This is a genomic window from Nostoc sp. (assembly GCF_036917975.1).
Classification (GTDB): domain Bacteria; phylum Cyanobacteriota; class Cyanobacteriia; order Cyanobacteriales; family Nostocaceae; genus Nostoc.
In genome coordinates, this window is record NZ_JBALEJ010000024.1 from 550,076 (window position 1) to 572,115 (window position 22,040).

Genomic DNA, 22,040 nt, shown 5'->3' on the forward strand with positions numbered 1-22,040 from the left:
GTGTGTTGTATTTCTTTAGTTTCTAACTTTACTAGCAGTTTGACAAGAAATATCAACTAACCTTTACAAAGCGATCGCTACTTAATTATGAACTCAATCCCAAGATTTTTTAAACTTAGTTGAGAAATATTAAGATTTTATCGAACAGAATACATGCGTCAGTCGTCAGAATTCAGCATGAATTCTGTACGACTGGCGGATGAATAACCGGGTTTAATTGTTTACAATACCTGCGATCGCACTTAAATATATTCTAGTATAAAAAAATTGTATTATAGTTAACACGCAATCAAGCTTGATCCATGATTCAATTAAATACAAAAGACCCAAAGAGCCTGAAATATCTACATTTGGAGATGTATGCAGATTGTTTTACCTAAGATATATAAAACTTTTCTGATACTAGCCACTATGACACTAGTTACAGTGTTGGCAGTCTCAGGATTTGCGAATACAAAACCTCAACACAATGTGATAATTTTTATTACCGATGGATTGCGACCTAGTAAAGTTAATGCTCAGGAAACTCCTAATCTTCATGAAATTCGCCAGCAGGGCGTGAATTTTGTCAATAGCCATTCGCTGTTTCCGACATTTACTTCAGCTAATGCTTCTGCGATCGCTACTGGACATTATCTCGGTGACACTGGCGATTTCAGCAATACAATTAATGTCGGCTTTCCTGTCAAAAATGCTAGTGATAGCCCTGTTCCTTTCTTAGAAAATGACGCTGTTTTGGGAGAGCTTAACCAACACTTTGATGGTAATTACCTAAACGAAGAAAGCCTATTAGATGCCGCACGTAAAGCCGGATTTAGTACCGCTGCGGTGGGGAAGATTGGGCCAGTCTTAATTCAAGATGTAACTCAACGAACTGGTAAGCCTACAATCATAATTGATGATGCCACTGGTTCTCAAACGGGAATTCCTCTGAGTTCTGAAATAACTGAACTGTTAACCAAAAACGACATTGCTTTAAAATCTCCAGCGCGAGGAGATAATGGGAAATCTGGCAACAGCACAGTATCAGGAACAAAAGTAGCTAATATATTTCAACAACAATACTTTGCTGATGTCACAACAAAAGTATTATTACCTCTGTTTAAGCAACGGCAAAAACCTTTTGTTTTAATTTATTGGTCACGTGATCCCGATGGAACTCAGCATAATCAAGGTGATAGTCTAAACACTCTCATTCCAGGGATTAATGGCCCCACTTCACTCGCTGCTCGTCAAAATGTTGATAATAATCTCGCCCAAATTCGTGCTGTTCTCAAACAGCTAAATTTAGAAGCTTCTACAAATATTTTTGTGACAGCCGATCACGGCTTTTCTACCATCAGCAAGGAGAGCAAAACCAGCTATTCAACAACACTTAATTATTCAGATGTTCCCAAAGGATTTTTGCCGCCTGGTTTTCTCGCTATTGATATTGCTCATGGTTTAAAATTGCCTTTATTTGATCCAGATAAGCAAAATGCTGCTGTTGATCCAACTCAGGGACAGCTTTCTAAAAATGGGTTAATTGGTAAAGAACCAAATAAACCTGATGTGTTAGTGGCTGCTAACGGTGGTTCAGATTTGATTTATTTGCCTAATCCTGCAAATCGCAAAACACTTGCGAAACAAATTGTAGATATCCTCTTAAAAGAAGATTATGTTAGCGGTTTATTTGTAGATGATGCATTAGGTTCGATTCCAGGAACTTTACCCTTAAGTGCGATCGGGCTTCGTGGTAAATCTCATCTTCCGAGTCCAGCGATCGCAGTAAACTTTAGGACATTTGATACTGGCTGTGGCGAACCAACCGCTTGTGGTGTCGAGGTTGCAGACTCTTCTTTGCAGCAAGGACAAGGTATGCATGGCTCTTTTAGCCGTGCTGATACTTACAATAATATGGCTGCGATCGGCCCTGACTTTCAGAAAGCTTTTGTAGACCGAGTACCAGTGAGTAATGCTGATGTGGCTATTACCTTGGCTGAGACTTTAAATTTGAAGATTCCACATCAAGGAAAACTTATAGGTCGTGTTTTACATGAAGCCTTGACCAAAGGAGCAAAAAAAGTTTCTTTTAAATCTCATACTCTGACATCTCAACCAGCTACTAATGGATTAAAAACGATCTTGAAGTATCAAACTGTTGGTTCAACTCGATATTTTGATGTTGCTGGTTTTCCTGGTCGTACACTCGGTTTAGCAAAATAATACGACATATTTTCTTTTAGAACAATTGCTTATTTTTCCTGAAATGTCCAGACTCCTTCATCCCAATCTGATTCTGTTGGGGGTGATTGTAACCAATGCTGACAACGCAACAGATGCAGCATAGCAGCTTTATCTTGGCTGTCTGCTGCCAAAACATTAGCAAACTCTGCTCTGGCACGAGAAAACTGCCGCTTGAGGTAATACTCACGTCCTTTATGATAATGCTCAATTACTTGCAATTTTTCGCTTTCAATTTGATTGGAACGCAAACCCAATAATTCATATATGGCTACTGGTTCATTTCTACCTTTAACACGAATGTAATCTAGTTCTCTAGCCCAAATTTGATCTTGGCATGGTTGAAAAGTGTTATGGCTAATAATAATATCGCAACCATACTGTTTACTAACACTTTCTAAGCGGGAGCCAAGATTAACGCCATCACCGATAGCGGTAAATTCCATCCGCTTACTAGAGCCGATATTTCCACTAATCACGGTATCAGAGTTGATGCCAATGCCAATTTTAATTTTGGGCTTATCATCTGTATGGCGACGTTGATTAAATTCGTGCAGGCGATGGCGCATTTCTAAGGATGTTTGCACTGCCATCCAAGCGTGTTCTTCTAATGGTAGAGGAGAACCAAAAACAGCCATGATCGCGTCGCCGATATATTTGTCGAGGGTACCTTTATGTTTAAAGACTGCCTCCACCATTGATTCAAAATATTCATTGAGCATACTCACCACTTCTTCTGCTTCTAAGTTTTCTGTCAAAGTGGTGTAGCCGCGAATATCCGAAAATAATATCGAAACTTCTTTGCGATCGCCTCCTAGTTTAGCATCATCTAATTTCAGCAATTCTTCGGCTAATTCCTGGGTCATGTAGCGGTACATCGTACTCTTGAGCCGCTTTTCATCACTGATATCTTCCATCACCACCAGCGCCCCCCGGACTTGCTCTTGGTCGCTAGCATCGGCAATGGTGTTAATCGACAAATTAATACTATGCTGTTCTGTACCAGTGGTTATGAGTGTGCGATCGGGGTAATATTGCTGACGACCCTTTAAGTCAACTGCATGTAAAGCATCCTGATACCACTTGCTAAAGTCACCTTCTTTGATGCCAATAACATCATTAACTAATTTACCTTCTAAACGGTCATTTATTCCCAGCCCTAGCAAACGTTGGGCGCTTTCGTTGGCGGCGATAATTAACCCAGTTTTATCAGTGGAAACTACTCCATTAGAAAGACTACGCAGAATATCCCGTTGCATTTGTTCTTGTTGCTTGACTGTGGCAAACAACTGGGCATTTTGCAGCGCTACTCCCGCTTGAATATTAAAAGCTTCCATGAATTCTTCATCGTTGCGGTCAAAGCTAGCTTGGAAGCAGTCGGGAGCTTTCGGCCAATCAGCTGGATTATAAGGGGGAAAATCACCATTTTTCTTTTTATTTACGAGTTGGGTAACGCCAATCAGTTGTTGATCGGCATTAAACACTGGCATACAAAGTAAGCTACAGGTGCGATAGCCATTTTGCTGGTCTAGTTGTTGGGCTGTCTCTGAGTCAGGATCATAGTACAAATCAAAGCCAATATTCAGCTTTTTACCAGAAACCGCGACGATCCCAGCAAAGCCTTTACCTACGGGGACTCGCAACTCTTTCGTTGAACCATCATCCTGAGTGATTTTCGTCCACAATTCATGCCGATCGCGGTCTATTAACCATAGTGTACTGCGATCGGCATTCATCAGTTCCTTGGCTTCATCCATCACTCGTTTCAGCGTGTCTTCTAAGTCAAGACTGCTTTGAGAGAGGGACTTAATTGCCTTCATCAGCGCCGCCACAGCTCTTTGTTTTTGGGTAGCTACATAAAAAGAGCGCGAGGACTCTAAAATCAGGCGAATTGAAGGGGCAAATTCTTGAAATAATTGTTCGTCAGCACAGCTAAAACCTCTGGTATCAATTCGCTCTGCAAGTGCAGCATCGTGGTTATTTCCAGATTTTAATTTATTCAGTAATTGTACTACTGCGACTAATTGCCCATGTTCATTTAAGAGTGGCAAAGCGAGCATGGTGTAGGTGCGATAGCCAGTTCTTTTTTCTTGTTCTTGGGCAAAATGCGATCGCGGATCGTTATAAAAATCAAAGGGAATATTGATAACTTCTTTAAAAGTGGCAACTTCACCACCAATGCCTTTATTTGCGGGGATGCGAATTTCTAAAGAGCGACCACCCTCACCTTCAGCTAAAATTGACCAGAGTTCTTGTTTTTCTTCATCCAATAAAAATATCGTCGTCCGATCCGCACCCAGTAATTCCCCAGTTTTTAAGGTAATCGAATGCAACATTTCTTGCAGAATGGTTTCAAACCCATGAGAATCCAGCATTGACAGGGTTTGATGGACAATCTGTAATTTTTGCTCGACATCCTTAACTACTTGTTTAAAGGTATCCTGAGTCAGGGGAGCAAGAAACGTAGAAAAAGTTCCTTGTCTTGTGGCAAGAGCACCCACAGGAGCAGAATTCGCTTGTAATTCGAGGTTTTCTTGGTTGTGAACACCAATAATCACATTAGTGGTCTCCCCATAACTTCCTTGATACGCTGACATAACTGGTATTTTATATAGCAGGATGAGATTTTAGATTTAACAATGAGATTAAATTTATGTAAGTGGTGTTAAAAGCAACAGTTCCTCGACATTATCCATAGTTTAATCGCTTGTTCAGCCAGCGTCATCCTGTGAAGTTAGGCAGAAGTTGATTACTAATAAGGATGATTTGACCAAAACCCGTTCCTACTCATGATAAATAGAGGGTCAGACCCCTCATTTAAACGAGAAAACAATGTTTTTGACAAGTGATCGATTGTTAGTCTGGCCTTGTAATTACGTTGTAGAGGCAGACAAATTAACATTACCGTGTCTGTAGGACATGATCTATTTTCTTGAAAATTATAAGTAATTTTACTGATATTAGATTAGGTCTAACTCAACTGCGATCGCAGATATAAATAGACCACACGGTAGGGGTACACCAATGCTCCTAGCGGCTCTGCGGCCAGTAAGAGAGGCGGCAGCCCCAACGACGAGCATTCCCAGTCGGAGACTGGGAACGAGGCAATCTAAAAGCAAGTCTAGAACTAAGTTTCACGTTAAGTTGACACCAATGCGCCAGGAGCAGCATTTCCAGCCTCCGGCTGGAAACGAGATTTGAAAAGGGTTTTAGCTTAAGTTGACACCAATGGGCAGTATAGTGTAGATCACGGTAAAATTTACTTACCTTTACTGTACAGCAAGTATTGTGCGATGCCTTCTCTACTAGACGCTCCGCGAATGGCGGGTGTAGCTATCTCTTAGTGAATAAATCACAAATAGCATCATTATTTGGTTGTGATGCTGTGTTGTTAGTGTGAACAATTTTCAATTAGTTACAAATTGAACATCTAAACTCTTATGAGTCCTATTGTCTTTGACTTCAGTCCCGAAATTTCAGTTATACTTTGTACCTACAACCGAGAAAAATATTTGAATACCTGCATCAATAGTGTCCTTGAGCAAACTTTTAAAGATTGGGAACTGTTGGTAGTTGATGATGGTAGTAAAGATAATACTTTTGAAATTGTCAATCCCTATGTGCAAAAAATTAATAATATACGTTATTTAAAACACCAAAATAAAAAATTAGGGTACTCTAAAAATGCCGGAGTTCAAGCATCCTTTGGCAAATACATCACCTTTATTGACAGCGATGATACATATAGACCAAATCATCTGGAGTCGCGACTTAAATACATGCAGGCTAATCCAGAAATTGACTTGATAGAAGGAGGATTTTTTTCTGAAGAAGAGATTTTTGTCGCTGATTATTTTCAACCAGGTAAAATAATTAATTTACGCGAATGTGTTTTAGGCCCGACATTTTTTGGAAAGAGGCGAGTATTTTTTGAATTGCAAGGATTTAATAATATTCCCTATGGAGAAGATACAGACTTTTGGAAACGAGCAGAAAAAATTTTCAAAACTCAAAAAGTTACAGAACCGCAAACCTACGTTTATACAAGAGCAGAAACGAGCATTACCAAGGATGTTTTGGAACAGCGCTCATTAACCTAAAAACTTGAATTCGGTTTATTGGACAGAATTCAGGAGTCAGGAGTCAGGAGTCAGAATTCAGGAGTCAGAATGAATTCTGTACGACTAGCGGATAGCGAGTATTTTCGAGTCGCATCTTGATTCTGACTGGAGCTAACGGAAACGTCTCCGGCTCCGCTACTGAATTCTTCTTCGACTCTATCCACTCAGTATAACGCTACCTGCAACTATGCATATTTGTCATATAGTTTTGAATAACATTGGTGGAGCGCCAAAAGTTGCTGATTCGCTAATTTCTTCTCAGTCGAAAGCTGGCTACGAAGTTTCTACTGTGGTGCTTACTGTTTTAGAGTCACGATGGATAGTATCTTTTAAAGCAGCCAAAACTGTGATTGTGATGAAAGTTGCAGGTACTCTATTTATTATTGGGGGAATGATACACCAAATATGGGTAGCAATAAAATTAAGCGGGGTGATTGCTGAACAAAAACCGGATATTATTGTTTGTCATAGTGCATTTATTACTAAACTATTTTATCTATCTAAATTCATTCCTGGTAGTTTCTCTGTTCCCTACATTAGCTATATTCACAGCGATTATATTTCTGAATCACAGGTTAAATGTAAAACAAACTCCATTAGCGCATTGATTCAAAACTTATTTATCAGTCTTGCTAGCAGAATCGATATGCTTGCGCTTCAGCAAGCTAGTGGATTAATATTTGTTTGCAATTCTCTCTATCAAAGATTGGCAAATATTGGGTTAAAGCATCATCGAATTGTGATATCCTATAATCCAGCTATAGATGAGATTAGTAACCAACCTCTTCATCCTACAGCCAAATCTTGGTTTAACAATTCGCAGTTGATCACCTTTGTATGTGCTTCTAGATTTCACCATCAAAAAGACCATAAAACCTTACTCAAAGCATTTGCTAAAGTTAGTGAAAATCACTTAAATATTCGGCTAATTTTATTAGGGGAAGGTGATTTAGAGACAGAGATACAAGCTCTAGCAAAGTTTTTAGATATTGATGAAATTGTGCTATTTGCCGGTTCTGTTCTCAATCCTAGAGCTTATTTCTCACTGTCTAGAGCAGTTATACTTGCTTCCCATTTTGAAGGCTTACCACTGGTTCTTGTAGAAGCTGTAGCTAGTGGGGTAACATTTATTGCCACTGATTGCCCAGTTGGCCCACGTGAGATTTCTGAAGTACTTAAATGTGGAACAATAATACCACCAAGTAATGTAGATGCATTAGCAGCAGCCATTATTGACCATGTAAAAACTCCTCAGGAGAACATTGAACGCTCTGAGCAAATTGCACAATTATTTAGTGCGGCTAGCTGTGCTGAAAGGTTAGAAGTTTTGATAGAGCAAGTTATTTCAAAAGTGAGTATAAATTGAATAATATGCTATTTGACCTAATATTTATGTCTAAATACTTTGTATGAATACTAATTTTTTAGCTCCCAAGATTAGAGATTTTTGGTATTTGTTGATAAATTCGGCTCGGCAGTTTTTTATTTTAGGAATCATTCTAAGTTTGTGTCTGATATTTTTATCTAGTTGTCAGGGGATAAGACAAAAGGAAGATGGGGTAATTCATCTGACACTATGGCACGCTATTAATCCTCCTGCAAATCGAGATGTCTTTCAAAAACTAGTAGATAAATTTAATCAGACTCATCCTAATATTCAGGTGCAATCTATCTTTGAGAGTGAACCTCAATTACCAAAAATATTGACCTCAGTGGTTGCCAATGTGCCACCAGATATGCTGGCATTCCATCCTGAATATACAGGTCAATTTGTGGAATTAGGAGCAATTCGACCTTTAGAAGATTGGTTCGACAAATCGTCTCTCAAGTCAGACATTAGACCTAATCTATTGGAAGAAATGCAGTTAGATGGTCACATTTGGTCAGTGCCAATGCACACCAGTAATATTGGGATTTTTTATCGTCCTAAACTTTTTGAAGCTGCGGGTATCACAGAATTACCCAAGACTTGGGATGAATTGAGACAAGTTGCCAAAAAATTAACTATAGACCGTAATGGCGATCGCCGCCCCGAACAGTATGGCATGTTACTGCCTTTAGGAAAAGGAGGATGGACTGTATTTAGTTGGTTTCCGTTTTTACTTGGTGCTGAGGGAGAGATTGTAATTAATAATCGCCCCAATTTAACAAATGCAGGTGCGATCGCGGCCTTAAAATTTTGGCAAGACCTCATGAAAGATGGTTCAGTATTGCTTTCTGCCCCAGAACGAGGTTATGAAGAAGACGCTTTTATTGCGGGTCGTGTTGCGATGCAAATAACAGGCCCTTGGACTTTAATTATGAAATCTGAGGTCGATCATCAGGTATTACCCATACCAGCAAGTGTCAGACCTGCCACAGTCACAGGTACCGGAAATTTATTTGTGATGAAGACCACACCGGCAAGAGAGCAAGCAGCACTCAAATTTTTAGAGTATGTTTTGAGCGAGGAATTCCAAACCGAATGGTGTATAGGGACGGGTTTTTTGCCAGTTACTCTCACATCGGCTCAAAGCAAAGCTTATCAGCAATTTATCACCGAAAAACCAATGTTAAAAGTGTTTTTTGACCAACTACCTGTAGCACGTTCTCAACCGATTATTGCTGGATATAGCCGTATTTCTGACAGTCTTGGTCGAGCCATAGAAGCGACATTGCTAGGAGAGTCTGCTGAAAAAGCCCTCAAAATAGCACAAGAGCGTTTAGAACTAATTTGGGATGACAAATGAATCAATTCAAAATTCAAAATTCAAAATTCAAAATTAAATTCAGATAGATACTTGGGGTGGGGTTTCTACCTACCTTGGTAAATAGGGATTCTTTCGCTCACGGCGAGGTTTTGAACCTTCACTTTTTTCATAAATGAGACTAGGCATTGGGGAACTGGTGGTATCCTCTGGGGTGAAGTGGCTTGAGTACATAATTAGCTACTGGCATTGGTAAGAATTCCTACAAGCACTCGCACTAATTCTTCCAAACCTTCTGGAACACGATAAAGTTTGATATCTTGCATGACCAGTTTATCTTGCGGATAAAATATCCCAAATCGCCAATCTTCTCCATTTGTTACAGCACCATATAAAGTTGGTGTTTGAGAATTTGTCCATTGGTCGAGTGCGATTAATTCAATTGCAAGTTGAGTAAACCCCCGGCTTAAATCGGATTGCTTGGCTTCAACTACTAACAGTGAATTGGAAGATGAAATATAGTAATCAAAACTTCCTCTGAGTTGTTCGCTAACATTAATTGGGTATTCAATGTTAAGTTGAGTTTGCGTTTGGTCGCAAATTTCCAACAAAATAGGAGCAATTAAAACTTCACGTTTTGCAGCTTCACTTATAGGATTTACGCGCATGATATTGCGCTGTAAGTAACGCTGCAAAAATTCTAAGTAGTTAATTGTACCTGAATATTGTGGTAGTTGTAGCGATGTGCGTTCGTAACTACATCCCAGTTCCGCCAAGATATCTGCTGGGGCATAGGGTAATTCAAAATACTTACTAAATGTATAACTTTGACCTGGTTGGAGAATGCGCGGGCGGGTCATAAACATTAAGATTATGGAATATATGGATAAAAATCACGAAGAAACTCCAGGTTTGGGACGTAAATTTCTTTTCAATGTACACAAACCAATTGCTGGTATGGCTCCGAGAATCGCTGCTGTCAGTCCTTGTCCACTCCAATATAGTATGGGAGTACGGTAGGTTTCTGGAATCAAATTTTGCACAATAAAAAGCAACCAAACCAAAATAGTAATCAAGAAGAAAGAGATTGAGGGTAAAAAATTCCACCACCAAATGTCTGCTGTGTATCGCCTCAATACCAGCCATTGGCAAATTCCTAGCCAAATACCAGAAATAATATAAGCGATCGCAGACAAAAATCCAAAAATCAAAGTATCTTCAGGAGATGATGAGGCAATTCTTGAAATATAGTTAATCCAAGCTGTAGAAACGCCATTGGCAATCAGCCAACCGATACTAGTAGCAAATAGCCACTGCCAACCCGGTAAATATCTGTAAAGAACAAGGCTCTGGTCAGCAGCGAAAATCACGGCAAATACAACATTACTGAGACTTCTGACCAAAATGCTCCATGTTTGTGCTTGGGTAGCAATATTAGATGAGAGGTTGTGGAGAATAATTTTCTCTAAAGCGATACTAGCAACGCCACCCACAACCCATCCAATGAGAGTCATTAAGGTAAACTGAATAAAGAACCTCTGTCGCTGCGATCGCGGAATCAAATACTTTCCTGGATTAGGCTCGTTACTAGCAGATGCAAGATGGTCGGGACTGTTAGAGTCAGTTTGCATAGGGAGTTAGGGGAGTAGGGAATGGGGATGAGGGAGTAAGGGAAGAAGAGCTATTGATTATTAACCAATTCCCAATTCCCAACCCTCAGTTCAATATTGATTCTTGTTTTACCCTATTTCTCAATCACCAGTCCCTATTCTTCACTCCCTACTTGCCTAAGATGAGCATATTATGTCAATAATCACAGTTTATTCTCAATAGAGTCTTAACTAATCTCATTAAGCCATGCTTATTGCTAAAGATTTCGAGTTAGCTCATCTTAGATATGGCTTTGAGTCTTGGAAACTAAACCAAACCAGAAATGGTGATTTTTTTGGTTCTTAACCTTGCTGGTGAGCAAGAGTCATTTATCGAAAAAGTGAAGGTTCAAAACCTCGCCCGCAAGTGGCGCGAAACAGTCCTTGTATCTGAAGGTAGGTAAAAACCCCTCTTCCCGTTGTGTCTGTCTTGATTTTGAAGTAATGAGTAATGAGTAATAAGTAATGGGTATTACTCATTACTCATTACTCTTTTTATATACGTTTGTCCTCTCAGCTATAACTGCACAAGAACCTTCACTTAATCTTTAAAGATATTTTAGTATATATACCGTATCTTTTGCGAGTTATAAAAATCAAAATAGGATTACAAAGCATCAAGATAAACTTACATCTTCGAGCTTGTCTTACCCAACAAGAGTCATATATAAAGACCTAATATCTTTGTGATTTTCTTCTAATTTGTTGGAGTAAGGAAACCAGTTTTTCATAGCTAGGTTTCAAAAAAAGTTCAGTCTTAATTATCTTTGTGTTCTTCAAGGTTTATTACTAGAATGTTGCAAAAAATCTCTTTGGCTTTACTCGGAATGACTGCTGTGGTTATGGCTGCGAACCCAGCAAGCGCTGTCACTCTACAAGTCAACAGTGGTCAGTTTTCGAGCTACACAGATGCCAAAACTGTCACCTTTGACGATGGCACAGCAAATGATCCTAATGGATTTGTTACTTATTCTAATATTACTAGTAACATTGTTCAAGGTAGCGTATCTGGTCAATACGCCTCACCTTATGGGGATAACACCAAATTTCTAACAATTGCCCCAGTAGGTAGTAATGTTGCAGGCGACACTGGTTTTGTCAATATTGACTTCAAACAAGCTGTTAATTACTACGGTTTTTATGCAGGTTCATTGGATAGTTACAACTATATTGACATTTACAATGGGAATCAGTTGTTAAAGACTTTTAGTGGTGCAGATGTACCAACTGCTACAGCAGATGGTAACCAGACTAGCCTTCAATCTAATCTCTTTATCAATCTTGTAGCTGATACAGGAGAAACATTTAACCGAGTTGTGCTGCGCTCAGATGGTGTTGCCTTTGAAACAGATAATCACGCCTATAGACTAGCCAGCGTTCCTGAATCTAATGCGATGTTAGGTGTGTTAGCAATAGGTGCTTGTGGTATGATGTCACTCTTCAAACGCTCACAACAGAAAGTGGCAGTGAAAGGATAAATTTATCGAGATCCCTGTTGAAAAACCTTAAGGATGTGTCTCTCTGCCTGGCATAGAGACACATTTTGTTATGCAGTTTTCCTCAAACGTTCCCTTGATGCAGAGGTGAAAGTTGTATTTCTACGTAGGACTCAAAGCAATAATTTTATGGAATAAGCCAAAAAAACAATAAAAAAACAATAAATTCTAGCGCTTGCTGGCATTAATACTGTAGTTAAGCCAACCGAGCGCTTATATTCCAAATAATCAAAATATTATAAAATATTACTATTATGCCCTGCTATTCACCTTTTCCTGAAAACCTGCTGGAAAAGCGTAATCCCAGAATGATAAGCTAAACAGTGGCATAAATAGGATGAAGTAATAAATGGGTGTTTATTCAACGACTCCTCATCTCTTACGGGCTGCTCGTGGTGAAGTAGTAGATCGTCCCCCTGTATGGATGATGCGACAAGCGGGACGATATATGAAAGCATATCGAGACTTAAGAGATAAGTATCCTTCATTTCGCGATCGCTCGGAAATTCCAGAAGTAGCAATTGAAGTTTCCTTGCAACCGTGGAGAGCTTTTGGACCAGATGGAGTAATTTTATTTTCTGATATTGTCACCCCATTACCTGGTTTGGGCATTGACATGGATATTGCGGAAGGTAAAGGGCCAATCATTCATTCACCCCTCCGCACTCAAGAACAAATTGATAATTTGCATCCCTTAGAACCAGAAGCAGCACTACCATTCATCAAAACGATTTTGCAAGCGCTGCGTTCGGAAGTAGGCGATAAGTCAACGGTGTTGGGCTTTGTGGGTGCGCCGTGGACGTTAGCAGCTTATGCAGTTGAGGGAAAAGGTTCTAAAACCTACTCCATCGTCAAAAATCTGGCATTCTCTGATCCGACGATATTGCATCAATTGTTAGCTAAATTAGCAGATGCGATCGCCATCTATGCCCGCTACCAAATTGACTCTGGCGCTCAAGTTGTGCAAATGTTCGATTCTTGGGCTGGTCAATTAAGCCCTCAAGATTATGATACCTTTGCTCTCCCCTATCAGCAGAGAGTTTTCCAGCAAGTTAAGCAAACCCATCCCGACACACCTTTGATTTTGCTAGTTAGCGGTAGTGCGGGTGTGTTAGAAAGAATGGCACAATCTGGCGCTGATATTGTCAGTGTAGACTGGGCTGTGGATATGGCAGATGCACGGGCCAGATTGGGTAAGCAAGTTAAAGTTCAAGGAAATCTTGACCCAGGCGTGCTATTCGGCTCTAAACAGTTTATCCGCGATCGCATCCTTGATACCGTTCGCAAAGCTGGTAATTGGGGTCATATTCTCAATCTCGGTCATGGTGTCTTACCAGAAACTCCCGAAGAAAATGTCGCTTTCTTCTTTGAAACCGCAAAGGAACTTAATCTTGCAGGAGTTAAGAATTAGGAGTCATACAATTTTAGATTTTAGATTTTAGATTTTAGATTTTTACTTAAATCCAAAATCCAAAATTCAAAATCTAAAATTTCCAGAGTAGCTCCTGATTTGGAACTTTTAACTTTATTCTTTACTCTTTAGTTTTAACTCCTAAATTTTGAAAAATTCTCTATGAGCCAGAAACGGATTTTAGTAACTGGTGCAAGTGGTTGTGTAGGTCATTATTTAACAGAAGCCTTAATTAAGGAAACAGATCACGAACTATATCTACTAGTTAGGAACCCAAGCAAACTGCAAGTTGATACTAACGCACGTTCAGGTATCAACGTTTTGCAAGGTGATATGCAGAATATTCGCCAGTTTGTCGATTTGCTATCCACAATTGATACGGCGGTACTCACAGCCACAGCTTGGGGTGGTGATGAGACATTTGATATTAATGTCGTCAAGACTATAGAGTTGCTCGAACTACTAGATCCAGAACGTTGTCAGCAGGTGATTTATTTTTCGACAGCCAGCGTTTTAGATCGGTACAATCAACCATTGAAAGAAGCCGGGGAAATTGGGACAGATTATATCCGTTCTAAGTATGAGTGCTTAGAGAAAAAAGAAAATTTAGCGATCGCACCTAAAATTACCACAGTATTTCCCACTTTAGTAGTGGGCGGTGATGCCAATAAACCCTATTCTGCTGTCACATCTGGCATTCCAGAAGTTACGAAATATATTAATTTGATTCGCTTTTTGCAAGCAGATGGCAGTTTTCACTTTATCCACGGACGAGATATTGCCACTGTCGTGCGATATTTAATCGATTATCCTGCCGAAAACCATCAACCACGTCGGCTTGTTTTAGGTCAAGCACCGTTAACTGCTAATCAAGCAATAGAAGAAGTTTGCGCTTATTTGGGCAAAAAGATTTACTTTCGTATTCCCATATCTTTAGCCTTAGCTAATTTGATTATTGTTCTATTCCGCATTCAGATGGCCGCTTGGGATCGGTTTTGCATGAACTATCGGCATTTTACTTATGAAAAATTCATCAATCCCGATAGTTTCGGCTTGCCAAATTACTGTGCAACCATGAGTGATGTTTTAAAAATTAGTGGTATAAAACGGCCTAAAAATTAGATGTAATCTGTAGCTTTTGACAGTATTTGTCAAATATCAGCAGATAAATAACATATTCAATGCAGGATCTACCGCTCAAACTTTGCGCCCCTCTGCGCTTCACTTTGCGTTCCTCTGCGTTTAAAAAAGCTACAAACTTGGGAATTAAGAATTAGGTATAGAGAAGAATGAAAAATTACCTCTTTCCCCTCTGCTCCTTGCTCCCCATTCAGGTAAAAACATCAGTGGTAAAATAAAACAACTTTAATAAAAAGTCAATAACTCTTTATTTTCGTTAGAGTGGGATAACAAGCAAAGTGTGAGGATTGATACTACATGCGAATCCTGTTAGTGTATCCGATATTTCCCAAAACCTTTTGGTCTTATGAAAAAATCTTGGAGTTAGTAGATCGCAAGGTCTTACTACCACCTCTAGGTTTAGTAACAGTAGCCGCGATTCTGCCCCAAGAATGGGAATTCAAGCTAGTCGATCGCAACATCCGCCCAGCAACAGAAGCAGAATGGGCATGGGCAGATGTAGTAATTTTCTCTGCGATGATTGTCCAAAAACAAGATTTACTTGACCAAATCCAGGAAGCAAAAAAACGTGGCAAGCTAGTTGCAGTTGGCGGCCCCTACCCCACCTCTGTACCTCACGAAGTTGAAAATGTTGGCGCAGATTTTCTGATTCTGGATGAAGGGGAAATCACGCTACCCATGTTTATTGAGGCAATTCAACGGGGTGAAACATCTGGCACTTTCCGCGCTACAGAAAAACCTGATGTCACAAGCACACCAATACCCCGTTTTGATTTATTGGAATTGAATGCTTATGACATGATGTCGGTGCAGTTTTCGCGCGGGTGTCCCTTCCAGTGCGAATTTTGCGACATTATTGTTCTCTACGGGCGCAAACCACGCACCAAAGCCCCAGCCCAACTATTAGCAGAGTTAGATTATCTCTATGAACTAGGTTGGCGGCGGGGTGTGTTCATGGTGGATGACAACTTTATTGGCAACAAACGAAATGTAAAATTGTTGCTGAAAGAGTTAAAAGTCTGGATGGCAGAACATAAGTATCCCTTCCGATTTGACACTGAAGCATCAGTTGACTTGGCACAAGATGCAGAAATGTTGGAATTGATGGTTGAGTGCGGTTTCTCGGCGGTGTTTTTGGGAATTGAAACGCCGGATGAAGATAGTTTGCAAATGACTAAGAAGTTTCAAAATACTCGCAGTTCTCTAACTGAGGCAGTGCAAACCATCACCAAAGCGGGATTGCGCCCAATGGCTGGGTTTATTATTGGGTTTGATGGCGAAAAAGCAGGCGCAGGCGATCGCATTGTCCGCTTTGCCGAACAAGCGGCAATTCCCTCTACTACCTTTGCCATGTTGCAAGCGTTACCCAATACCGCCCTTTGGCATCGCTTGAAAAAGGAAGGACGACTACGGGAAAATCAAAATGCCAATATTGCCAACATCAATCAAACAACATTGATGAACTTTGTCCCCACTCGTCCCCTAGAAGAACTTGCACGAGAATATATTGAGGCATTTTGTACTTTATACGACCCAGTGCAATACTTGGATCGCACCTATCGCTGCTTCTTGATGATGGGTTTGCCAAGTTGGAAAGCACCAGCGAAAATGCCAGAGTGGATTGTTGTGAAAGCCTTGCTGATTGTGATTTGGCGACAAGGCATCAAACGGGAAACCCGCTGGAAATTCTGGCATCATTTGTTCAGCATTCTCAAGCGTAACCCTGGAGTTATTGAGCATTACATCTCTGCTTGCGCCCACAACGAGCATTTTCTAGAGTATCGCCAAATAGTCCGCGATCAAATTGAAAGTCAGCTAGCTGAATATCTAGCACAAGGTGCAGAAACGCCTTATGTGCTAGTGAAGGAAAAAACTGAGGAAAAAGCTGAAGCAGTAGTCAGTTAAATGTGCTAACGGTTAATAGGTAAGAGTTAAAAAATTACTTATTACCCGTTACTAAAACCAGTATTCTATTCAAAGTATGATAGTCCTAACTCGACACTCACTGAATGGCAAAAACACCTTAAAATGAATCTGTCGTTTAAAGACATAAAGCAATACGGTTCAGTTAAGGATAATCGTAGGTTGGGTGGAACGAAGTGAAACCCAACAAACCCGCGAAAATGTTGGGTTTCGTTCCTCCACCCAACCTACGCATCTGAGGGGTTTTTGGCGCTAACTGAACCGTATTGGAGTATAAATGTGAATTCTACCTCTTATTGCTGGTTTAATTGCTTCAGCAAGAGTGATTATTTCATTGGAATTGGAACTTGCTAGCCCACAAATAGTAGAATTTTTAATTATTTTAGAAATATTAAAGACTTCATCAAAATCTTTTTGATAAATTCCTGGATAACCAACTTCAATAATATCTACTCCCATTTCTTCAAGTAACTGGGAGATGGTGATTTTTTGTTGCAAATTCATCTTTACACCAGGCGTCAATTCTCCATCACGCATGGTGGTATCAAATATAATTACTTTGTGATTATTTTTTGACATATTGGCTAGAGATAGCGATCGCTTACATCAAATGCAATATTAAGGAATATCCTCACTTAAAAAAACTGTCTCTAAATCTCGATAACCACTGACAATACGTACAACTTCCACGCCACCATCAATAGGACGATAAAATATTAAGTAATCTTCTACTGGAAAACTCCGTAAACCACTGGCAAAATTATCGGAACTTTGCCCCATATTAGGAAAATCAGCCAACAGTTTACACTGCTGTTTGATTTTTTCATTGAGTCTTTGAGCCGCATCAGGATTATAGCGGGCAATATAGCTACTAATTTCTTTCAAATCTAATCTAGCTGAAGGCGCTAAAATACACCTACTCATTATTTAGCAGCCTCAGCTTGTTGCATTTGGGCTTGGGCGCGTCGAATGTCTTCCTCTATTTCTGCAAATACCTCTTCACCATCAATTCCTTCGCCACGTTCAAGTTCTTCGATACCAACTTGGATTTTAGCTTTCAATTCTGCTAAACGTTTTTCTTGAACGCGATCGCGTTCATCTAGCAATCTCAATGCTTCACCCATCACCTCACTTACTGAGTGATATCGACCACTACTAACCTTATCCTTAACCAACTGCTCCAGTTCTGGGGTCAAAGATATATTCACAATTATTCCCTCATTCCGTTTACTCTATATCGTAACCGAAAGGGATTGGAGCAAGGCTAATACAATTTTGGATTTTAGATTTTAGATTTTGGATTGTGAAACATCTATTGGATAAGTGTTTCAGTTTTCCATCTGTCGCAATCATTTTTCCAATTGGTATAAAATAATTCGTAATCGATAATACTAGGCGAGTATTACGAATGACAAATGACAAATGACAAATGACAAATTAGTTAATTCGCAGCTGTTTGAGCTTCTTGATAAATTATTTCTTGAAATTGGATCAGATCTTTTTGTGGATCGGCGTGGCTAACTTTCACCACTATCTGTTCGCCCAAGTTCACAGAACGTTTGAAAACCATTGGTAACTGCAAGCCTAAATCTTCTAACAAAATTAGGGCTAAGTTGCTGTCTTCTCGCAGCCACATCAACACTGTCACATCCCAAGTTTCTTCTGGATGACGGCGTAAATACTCTAGTGCGTAATATCTATTAGTTTGTCGTTCCACCATTGTCACCTCTTGGGTGATACTGGTGACAGTCATCATCACTTCTTTAAGTTGATCTGCGGAAAATGGCAAAACTTCACCCCGCAAATGGGCTTTAATTTGAAAGTGGGTGAGTAAGTCACTGTAGCGGCGGATAGGAGAGGTAGCTTGGGTGTAAGTATCCAAACCCAAACCAGCATGACGCAAAGGCGTAATGCTCATTTCACTCTTGGGCATACAACGACGCATGGCGCAAGCGCGAACGAATCCGGCTGGAAGTAGCAGCAATTCCTCATCTGGAGGTAATTCTGGTTGCGGTTGACCACGGAAGGGCAAAGGTATGTTATGAGTTTTACCATAACGAGCCGCCACTTCACCGGCAACAATCATCATTTCTGCTACCAGTTGCCGCGATGGGGAATCGTCCAAAATATCAATGTGGATCTCTTCACCTTTGACTTTGATCGTTGCTTCGGGCATGGTGATGCTAATTGCCCCTTGGGCATAACGCCAAGCTCTCCTACGCTGTGCCCAAATAGCGATCGCCGCAATTTCCGGTTCTGCTTGTACCCGTAATTGCAGCATTTCATCGACATCTTCGTAGGTGAGGCGATAAGTCGGCTTAATCAAGCTGGTATGAATACTGTAATCTTCTACTCCCCCAGTTGTACCTAAAATAATCCCGAAACTCAGGGCGCAACAAACTCTTCCCTGAATCAGACTCATTGGCCCAGTTGCCAATACTTCGGGAAACATGGGAATCATCCCCGTTGGTAAATAGACTGTAGTACCGCGCTTTCTGGCTTCTAAATCTAATTCATCTTCCGGTACTAACCATCTAGTGGGATCGGCGATATGCACCCAGAGGCGTTCCCGTCCATCGGGTAGTACTTCCCAACTCAGACCATCATCAATCTCTGTGGTCGTTTCATCATCAATGGTGTACACCTTCAGGTGAGTCAGATCAAGGCGGTTTGTATCTGAGTCAATTGGCGGGAAATCCAAACGCTGTTGCGCCACTTCTAATACCTTATGAGGAAATTGAATCGGAATTGAAGAACGACGCAGGAACAAGTTTTCATAAGGACTCCAGTAACCCAAATCTACCAATAATTGAAAGGCCCCTTGGGGCGTTGTGGGTCGTCCCAGCATGGTCATTGTTTCTAATACGGCAGCGCTGGGCGGATAAGCGCGAGCCAAGGAGTCATAATTAACCCCCGTCCGCACGGTATCAGCGATTAACGCTGCGTATTTCTCTAGTCCTTCTAAGCGCTGGCGATCGTGACGCCCCCACTCTACGGCTTCACCTTTGAGCGACTGCTCTACACGAGCTAAAAATTCCTGCTGTCCTTTAGCTTTTAGTGCCTCTACTTCTACTTGGTGCTGGCGTTCTGCCACTTGAGCAGTAGTTCGTGGTTCGTAAGCGTCTCCTTTTTGCTTGAAATAGAGTTTATCGTCTGATAACAAGCAATAGGCGGCATAACAAAGAGGCGCAGCTGATTCGGAAAATAGCAGATTCGCCATTTGGTCGGGGGTAACTGTTTCCCCATCTTCAACCAGTAATTCCCAAGCTACCTCTAAGCTAGACGGGTCTAAATAAGGCTTGACCTGCTCCAAAAAGTTGGCAATCTCAGAGGTCTTGTAAGTCTGTCCGGTAACTGTATAGGTTATTTGTCTAGGCGCGAGGCTGTGGGATTGACCACGTTCGTCTACCACAAACCAGCGGGTTTTACCGTCTGGACGTTCTACGATGCCCAGACGGCGATCGCCTTGAACCCTAAATTCAACTAGCGTCCCCTTCTCCACAACTCTCGCACTCTAATAATTTTAGATTTTAGATTTTGGATTTTGGATTTTATAACTGGTGTTAAATCCTAAATCCAAGGGTTTTTTATGCAGCAATCTATTTTACACTCTCTGATTCAGATTTGAGATTTTGGACTTTCTCTTTAATAATCCAAAATCTAAAATCCAAAATCCAAAATTGTTTTAGCCTTCTGCATTGATAAATGGCAACAAAGCCACAATCCGCGATCGCTTAATTGCTAATGTCAACTCTCGCTGTTGCTGAGATGTCAGCCCTGTAATCCGACGTGGCAGTATCTTACCCCGCTCGGTGACAAACTTACGTAATAAATCAACATCTTTATAATCGATTGGTTCTCCTGGCTTGATCGGAGAAAGACGACGACGGAAATAACTCATCTTTACTTAATTTCCTTATGAACGGTATGTTTGTTGCAGTGGGTGCAGAACTTTTTCAGTTCTAGCCTGTTAGTCGTGTTGCGGCGATTCTTTGTACTGGTATAACGTGAAACACCAGCAGAACGCTTGTCTGAATTTGTCCGACACTCTGTACACTCTAGTGTGATAATAATGCGGGCGCCTTTACTCTTAGCCATAATCTTACAAACAGTGGAGCCTGAAGAGAATAAACACAAATGACTATCTTCTCACATTCCGCCGCATATTATCAACTAATCTTTTAATTTTTATATCGAGCGAGTAGCCACGGCGCGACGAGACGATGAAAGTTCCGCAATAGCGATCGTGTAAAGCCTGCCGCATCTGGGTATCAGAGAAGGCAGTGCCACAATCGATCGCTAGGGGAAATACTAGCAGTATAGCAGTGGGATTGGCTCTAATATTGCTCAGGGCAATTGACACTAATAAAGCACCCAAGCCGATAATCGCCTCTCGCTTCACCAATGAGAGCAAATCTGGAATTCTACCCACTACTTGCCCATCTTCGACTTCCAACACCTTTAAATCGAAGGCCCAACGCCCTAAACTTTGCCCTTGATTGTTATATGGCAGCAGCACCCGCGAAACTAGCCAAAGTATGACAAAAACTAAGATTTCCACAAATTGAATCCCGATATCGCCACCTCCTAGCAGGGAACTGACTAACCAGACACCAAGGAAATCTAGTCCTAATGCCATACCTCGCCGCCCAATCTCAGCTTTGGGATAGTGTTTTTGGGGAAGTCGTTCGATAGTCATACAAAATAGGGATTTTTATTTAGGGGTTGACAAAAAAAACTACAGTTTTCAAGGTAGAGGCGGTTTAAATATGTTGGATTGGGAAAGTTTTCTTAAAAAAGAGAGCCAAAAAATAATTGCGGATTTTAAAGATAAAAAAAAAGTAAGGGTGAGGGAGACTGGAGATTTATAGAACTTTCTCCTGAGACGATTGAATCTGAATGGTTAGGTTATCCCGGTGCAACAGAAGAGCAAATCGTTGCTGCCGAAACTCGTTTGGGTATAATTTTACCACCTTCATATCGAACGTTTTTGAAAATTACAAATGGTTGGCCTGCGGTACCTGGGCCTAATAGATTATATTCGACAGAGGAAATTAATTGGTTCTGTGCTGAAAATCAGGATTGGATTGATGAATGGAAGGCTGCTCTTAAATTTATTCCACCAATTACTGATGAACAATATTTGGTTTATGGGGAAGATTGTTTGTGGAACCAACCTATACGCACAGAGTATATGCAAACAGCCCTACAAATTAGTGATGAAGAAGATGGCAGTGTTGTTTTACTAAATCCTAAGATCATCCACAATTATGAATGGGAGGCATGGCTTTTAATTAATGGTCGTGCTGGTATTTTTCGATGCCATTGTTTTCAAGAGATGATTCAAACAATGGGAATGCAAAGTCCCTGGCTATGATTGTGATTCATCT

The 22,040-nt window shown here is 40.6% G+C and carries 19 protein-coding genes; 9 read left to right on the plus strand and 10 right to left on the minus strand.

The annotated features are described in order from the left end of the window. The first annotated feature begins 411 nt into the window (after positions 1-411). Positions 412-2,205 carry an alkaline phosphatase family protein gene (locus V7K76_RS10810; RefSeq protein ID WP_334777507.1) on the plus strand — a complete coding sequence of 598 codons (1,794 nt, stop codon included), beginning with the start codon at positions 412-414 and terminating at the stop codon, positions 2,203-2,205. Positions 2,206-2,234: 29 nt separating this feature from the next. Here the strand turns inward: V7K76_RS10810 and V7K76_RS10815 are convergent, their stop codons facing one another. Beyond that, positions 2,235-4,820 (minus strand): GAF domain-containing protein, encoded by a 2,586-nt coding sequence (locus V7K76_RS10815; protein WP_334777508.1) that lies wholly within the window; start codon positions 4,818-4,820, stop codon positions 2,235-2,237. 843 nt (positions 4,821-5,663) lie between these two features. Between V7K76_RS10815 and V7K76_RS10820 the strand changes: the two genes are divergently transcribed. The 3 genes from V7K76_RS10820 (at position 5,664) to V7K76_RS10830 (ending at position 9,073) form a co-directional block, all read left to right on the plus strand. Then, entirely contained in the window at positions 5,664-6,323 is a 660-nt protein-coding gene (locus tag V7K76_RS10820) for a glycosyltransferase family 2 protein (RefSeq protein WP_334777509.1), read from the plus strand. A 208-nt stretch (positions 6,324-6,531) separates the two neighbouring features. Then, positions 6,532-7,710 (plus strand): glycosyltransferase, encoded by a 1,179-nt coding sequence (locus tag V7K76_RS10825; protein WP_334777510.1) that lies wholly within the window; start codon positions 6,532-6,534, stop codon positions 7,708-7,710. Between the two features lie 43 nt (positions 7,711-7,753). Then, positions 7,754-9,073, plus strand: a complete 1,320-nt coding sequence (locus V7K76_RS10830; protein ID WP_334777511.1) for an ABC transporter substrate-binding protein — start codon at positions 7,754-7,756, stop codon at positions 9,071-9,073. A 194-nt stretch (positions 9,074-9,267) separates the two neighbouring features. On the opposite strand, the gene V7K76_RS10835 is transcribed toward V7K76_RS10830, so the two are convergent. Together V7K76_RS10835 and V7K76_RS10840 are read right to left on the minus strand one after the other, a co-directional pair. Then, positions 9,268-9,891, minus strand: a complete 624-nt coding sequence (locus V7K76_RS10835; protein ID WP_334777512.1) for a hypothetical protein — start codon at positions 9,889-9,891, stop codon at positions 9,268-9,270. Positions 9,892-9,924: 33 nt separating this feature from the next. Further along, entirely contained in the window at positions 9,925-10,662 is a 738-nt protein-coding gene (locus V7K76_RS10840) for a hypothetical protein (RefSeq protein ID WP_334777513.1), read from the minus strand. Between the two features lie 812 nt (positions 10,663-11,474). On the opposite strand from V7K76_RS10840, the gene V7K76_RS10845 reads away from it, so the two are divergent. From V7K76_RS10845 to V7K76_RS10860, 4 genes are all read left to right on the plus strand, one after another. Then, complete coding sequence (locus tag V7K76_RS10845) at positions 11,475-12,158, plus strand: Npun_F0296 family exosortase-dependent surface protein (RefSeq protein WP_334777514.1); 684 nt, start codon at positions 11,475-11,477, stop codon at positions 12,156-12,158. A gap of 367 nt (positions 12,159-12,525) precedes the next feature. Continuing rightward, the gene (hemE, locus tag V7K76_RS10850; RefSeq protein ID WP_335029769.1) at positions 12,526-13,587 is read left to right on the plus strand and encodes a uroporphyrinogen decarboxylase; all 1,062 of its coding nucleotides are present in this window, start codon (positions 12,526-12,528) and stop codon (positions 13,585-13,587) included. Between the two features lie 162 nt (positions 13,588-13,749). Beyond that, the gene (locus tag V7K76_RS10855) at positions 13,750-14,709 is read left to right on the plus strand and encodes an NAD-dependent epimerase/dehydratase family protein (protein ID WP_334777516.1); all 960 of its coding nucleotides are present in this window, start codon (positions 13,750-13,752) and stop codon (positions 14,707-14,709) included. Between the two features lie 315 nt (positions 14,710-15,024). Then, entirely contained in the window at positions 15,025-16,632 is a 1,608-nt protein-coding gene (locus tag V7K76_RS10860; RefSeq protein WP_334730993.1) for a B12-binding domain-containing radical SAM protein, read from the plus strand. A 270-nt stretch (positions 16,633-16,902) separates the two neighbouring features. Here the strand turns inward: V7K76_RS10860 and V7K76_RS10865 are convergent, their stop codons facing one another. From V7K76_RS10865 to V7K76_RS10895, 7 genes are all read right to left on the minus strand, one after another. After that, positions 16,903-17,229: a hypothetical protein gene (locus V7K76_RS10865; RefSeq protein WP_334775907.1), complete on the minus strand. Its 327-nt coding sequence runs from the start codon at positions 17,227-17,229 to the stop codon at positions 16,903-16,905. A gap of 39 nt (positions 17,230-17,268) precedes the next feature. Then, positions 17,269-17,574, minus strand: a complete 306-nt coding sequence (locus V7K76_RS10870) for a type II toxin-antitoxin system RelE/ParE family toxin (RefSeq protein ID WP_334775906.1) — start codon at positions 17,572-17,574, stop codon at positions 17,269-17,271. Then, a complete protein-coding gene (locus tag V7K76_RS10875; RefSeq protein WP_334775905.1) occupies positions 17,574-17,858 on the minus strand; it encodes a type II toxin-antitoxin system ParD family antitoxin in 285 nt (94 codons plus the stop codon). The genes V7K76_RS10870 and V7K76_RS10875 overlap by 1 nt, the downstream gene beginning before the upstream one ends. Before the next feature lie 233 nt (positions 17,859-18,091). Continuing rightward, positions 18,092-20,152, minus strand: a complete 2,061-nt coding sequence (locus V7K76_RS10880) for a ribonuclease catalytic domain-containing protein (RefSeq protein WP_334775904.1) — start codon at positions 20,150-20,152, stop codon at positions 18,092-18,094. 183 nt (positions 20,153-20,335) lie between these two features. After that, positions 20,336-20,551 carry a 30S ribosomal protein S18 gene (rpsR, locus tag V7K76_RS10885; RefSeq protein WP_012411240.1) on the minus strand — a complete coding sequence of 72 codons (216 nt, stop codon included), beginning with the start codon at positions 20,549-20,551 and terminating at the stop codon, positions 20,336-20,338. A gap of 2 nt (positions 20,552-20,553) precedes the next feature. Then, positions 20,554-20,748 carry a 50S ribosomal protein L33 gene (rpmG, locus tag V7K76_RS10890; protein ID WP_012411241.1) on the minus strand — a complete coding sequence of 65 codons (195 nt, stop codon included), beginning with the start codon at positions 20,746-20,748 and terminating at the stop codon, positions 20,554-20,556. Positions 20,749-20,791: 43 nt separating this feature from the next. After that, positions 20,792-21,349: an RDD family protein gene (locus tag V7K76_RS10895; protein WP_334775903.1), complete on the minus strand. Its 558-nt coding sequence runs from the start codon at positions 21,347-21,349 to the stop codon at positions 20,792-20,794. A 189-nt stretch (positions 21,350-21,538) separates the two neighbouring features. On the opposite strand from V7K76_RS10895, the gene V7K76_RS10900 reads away from it, so the two are divergent. After that, positions 21,539-22,027: an SMI1/KNR4 family protein gene (locus tag V7K76_RS10900; protein ID WP_335029782.1), complete on the plus strand. Its 489-nt coding sequence runs from the start codon at positions 21,539-21,541 to the stop codon at positions 22,025-22,027. Positions 22,028-22,040 lie beyond the last annotated feature (13 nt).

Coding starts and splice junctions, on each gene's coding strand:
- hemE (WP_335029769.1), top strand. CDS start 12,526: ATGGGTGTTTATTCAACGACTCCTCATCTCTTACGGGCTGCTCGTGGT.
- rpsR (WP_012411240.1), bottom strand. CDS start 20,551: ATGAGTTATTTCCGTCGTCGTCTTTCTCCGATCAAGCCAGGAGAACCA.
- rpmG (WP_012411241.1), bottom strand. CDS start 20,748: ATGGCTAAGAGTAAAGGCGCCCGCATTATTATCACACTAGAGTGTACA.
- V7K76_RS10845 (WP_334777514.1), top strand. CDS start 11,475: ATGTTGCAAAAAATCTCTTTGGCTTTACTCGGAATGACTGCTGTGGTT.
- V7K76_RS10840 (WP_334777513.1), bottom strand. CDS start 10,662: ATGCAAACTGACTCTAACAGTCCCGACCATCTTGCATCTGCTAGTAAC.
- V7K76_RS10810 (WP_334777507.1), top strand. CDS start 412: ATGACACTAGTTACAGTGTTGGCAGTCTCAGGATTTGCGAATACAAAA.
- V7K76_RS10860 (WP_334730993.1), top strand. CDS start 15,025: ATGCGAATCCTGTTAGTGTATCCGATATTTCCCAAAACCTTTTGGTCT.
- V7K76_RS10830 (WP_334777511.1), top strand. CDS start 7,754: ATGAATACTAATTTTTTAGCTCCCAAGATTAGAGATTTTTGGTATTTG.
- V7K76_RS10825 (WP_334777510.1), top strand. CDS start 6,532: ATGCATATTTGTCATATAGTTTTGAATAACATTGGTGGAGCGCCAAAA.
- V7K76_RS10895 (WP_334775903.1), bottom strand. CDS start 21,349: ATGACTATCGAACGACTTCCCCAAAAACACTATCCCAAAGCTGAGATT.
- V7K76_RS10865 (WP_334775907.1), bottom strand. CDS start 17,229: ATGTCAAAAAATAATCACAAAGTAATTATATTTGATACCACCATGCGT.
- V7K76_RS10815 (WP_334777508.1), bottom strand. CDS start 4,820: ATGTCAGCGTATCAAGGAAGTTATGGGGAGACCACTAATGTGATTATT.
- V7K76_RS10870 (WP_334775906.1), bottom strand. CDS start 17,574: ATGAGTAGGTGTATTTTAGCGCCTTCAGCTAGATTAGATTTGAAAGAA.
- V7K76_RS10855 (WP_334777516.1), top strand. CDS start 13,750: ATGAGCCAGAAACGGATTTTAGTAACTGGTGCAAGTGGTTGTGTAGGT.
- V7K76_RS10820 (WP_334777509.1), top strand. CDS start 5,664: ATGAGTCCTATTGTCTTTGACTTCAGTCCCGAAATTTCAGTTATACTT.
- V7K76_RS10835 (WP_334777512.1), bottom strand. CDS start 9,891: ATGACCCGCCCGCGCATTCTCCAACCAGGTCAAAGTTATACATTTAGT.